Genomic DNA, 2801 nt, shown 5'->3' on the forward strand with positions numbered 1-2801 from the left:
GCGGCCAGGACGCGGATGGTCAGCACACGGCCGGCTAGGCTGACCGACGGCGTGGCCTCGAACGCGGTGCGCTGGCACGCCGCCTCCCGCCGCTTCTCGATCGCCGCCACGCCCGCGGGTCCGCCGCCGGCCATCACCTGCGTCGCAAACGGCGAGGCGGTGCGGGCGTCGAAGGCGGTGGCGCCGGCGTCCACGCTCACGAAGGGCGTCAGGGCCTCGTAGAGCGCCGGGGTCATGCCGGGGAGGAGCTGCAGCTCCTGCACGGTGCGGAAGCCGGACACGCCCTCCTTGGCGTCGCCGACCGGCGTCGCGTAGGTGGGGGCGGGCCGGAGCTTCTCCGGGTTGCGCCAGTCCATGAAAGCCGCCGTCAGCTGGTCGGCCGTGGCGGCGTCGGCCCCCGCCAGCTGGAACATGGCGCGGGCCTGGCCTTCGGTGATCCGGTTCAGCGGCAGCTTGCCGCGCTCGTCCTCCACGGTGATGCGCAGGTCGGCGTCGCCGAAGGGGGTCTCGTAGGTCTGGCCGTCGATGTCCCAGCGGGCGGACGGGTCGTCGGCCAGCATGTGGTCCATCGCAATGGCCAGCCCTGCGCCGCCGGCGGCCTCCAGCCGGGCGTGCACGGCGGCGGCGTTCGCGTCGACGATCCCGCTCCGCGAGGTCCGCGCCGCCTGGGCCGCCAGCAGGGCGAAGCAGGCGGATGCCAGCACCGCGGCCAGGGCGGCGAAGCCGTCGTCGCAGCGGAGCCGGCGGAAGGGGGGCCTCACGGGATGACGTTGCGGTCGGGGAGCAGCCCGCGCAGGCCCTTCAGCTTCTCACGCAGCTCCTCGGTCACCGCGCGCCCGTCGTCGGCGTTGCGCACCACGCTCGGGCGCAGCATCACGATCAGCTCGGTGCGGGTGTCGTTGTTGTTGATGTTGCCGAACAGCAGCGGCCCCAGGACCGGGATGCGGGACAGCCCCGGCAGGCCGCTGCTGACATCGTCCCGGTTGTCGCGGATCAGGCCGCCCAGCGCGATGATCTGGCCGTCCTGCACAGCGACCGAAGTGGCGATGCGGCGGGTGGAGAAGGACGGCGAGTTGATCGTGCTCGACGATCCCGCCGGCACCACGTCGCTGACCTCCTGCGCCAAGTCGAGCAGCACGTAGCCCGAGCTGTTCACCCGGGGCGTCACCTTCAGGATGATGCCAGTGTCGCGGTAATCGACCGAATTCACCACCGGAGCGTCGCTGGTGATGACGCTGGTGGCGCTGCCGGTGAGGATCGGCACCTGGTTGCCGACCTCGATGGAGGCGGTCTGGTTGTTCAGCACCATCAGCTTGGGCGCGGAGATGACCTTGACCTTGGTCATGCTCTCCAGCGTGCTGAGCGCGCCGCTGACCGTGCGCGCGGCGTAGAGCGCGTTGAAGCCCGGCAGCAGGGCCGCCGGCGCGGCGCTGGCGGCGCTCTGGGTCAGACCCACGCTGAGGCCTGCATTGTTGAACAGCCCCTGGATGCCGAACTGCAGAGCGTCGGTCAGGGTGACCTCGGCGATGGCCGCTTCGATGACCACCTGGTAGGGGGCGATGTCGAGCTTGCGCAAGGCGTCCTCCACCACCGCATAGTCGCGCGGGGTGGCGTAGACCACGATGGCGTTGTTCACCTCGTCGCTGGTGATCTTGGCGTGGAAGTCGTCCGCCTGGACATCGACGCTGGTCCCGCCCGACGCTCCGCCGCCGTTGAGACCTCCGCCGGACGCGCCCGACCCGGTGCTCCCGAATGCGCCTGAGCTCCCTGTGCTCGACCCGGTGCTCCCGCTGTTGCTCGATCCCGGCGAGGGGGTCAGCATGCTGGAAGAGCCGATGCCCGAACCGCCCACGCCGGAAGAGGACGGCTGGCCGTCCGACGGCAGGGACCCGATCACGCCTGGCGGCCGGGCGCTGTCGGAGAAGCCCAGCCCGCCGTTCCGCCCCGGAACGGGTCCGCCGGAGCCCTGGCCGAAGGCGCTGGCCAGCGTTCGGGCCAGATCGCCCGCGCGACCGTTCTGGACCCGGTAGACGAACAGCCGCCGGCTGCTGTTCTCGCCCTCCCGGTCCAGGATCTCCACCCAGCGGCGGACATCCTCCAGGTACTGGGGCTGGGTGGAGACGGCCAGGATGCCGTTCAGCCGGTCCATGGCGATCAGCCGGACCATGTTGCGAGTGGGCGCGCCCTCGGCGTTCAGCACCTTGTCCAGCTCCGGCACAATCAGCCGGCTGTCGGTGCGGCGCGGGACGTAAAGCGCGAACGAGGCGCCACGCAGCCAGTCCACGTCGAACTGGCGCACCAGGTCCCTGGCGGCGGCGCGCTGGCCCTCCGTCCCGGCGATGGTGAGGGTGTCCGCCGCCGTATCGGCGCCGGTGACCACGCCCGGCAGCACCGGGTCGATCAGCTTGCGCAGCTCTTCGGCATTGACGAAGTGCAGCCGCACGGCCTCGCTGCCGTAGCCGACGACGCCTGCCTCGCCCAAGGGGGCGACCGCCTTGGCCTGCTCGGCGGGCAGGATGGCGTAGCCGCCCGCCGGCTGGGCGACCAGGGCGAGGCCGGAGACCGACAGCGCGCCCTCGAACACGGGCAGGACCGAGGCGCGGGGGATGCGGCGGCCCGGCGTGAGGGTGACCGGCGTGTGCAGGTCGGGCGCCACGCTGTAGGGCTGGTGCAGCAGGTCGCCGAGCACCGCCTTGGCCACCGCCTGCACGTCCACCCCGGGGAAGTCGAGGCTGACGTCCCCGCCGCGCGCGGTCACAGGCGTGGCCGCTGCGGGCGCGGTCGGCTGGGGCCGCCCGGGG

2 protein-coding genes are annotated in these 2801 nt (G+C 72.3%); both read right to left on the minus strand.

Annotated features, from left to right (window positions below):
• Window positions 1–761, minus strand: a 761-nt coding sequence (locus tag HUV06_RS15735) for a type II secretion system protein GspK (RefSeq protein ID WP_174302184.1), incomplete at its 3' end; no start/stop codon positions are given.
• A partial coding sequence (gspD, locus tag HUV06_RS15740; protein ID WP_217433929.1) for a type II secretion system secretin GspD occupies window positions 758–2801 on the minus strand: 2044 nt, incomplete at its 5' end. The genes gspD and HUV06_RS15735, both read right to left, overlap by 4 nt.

This window comes from Caulobacter sp. S45, from assembly GCF_903642205.1.
Classification (GTDB): domain Bacteria; phylum Pseudomonadota; class Alphaproteobacteria; order Caulobacterales; family Caulobacteraceae; genus CAHJWH01.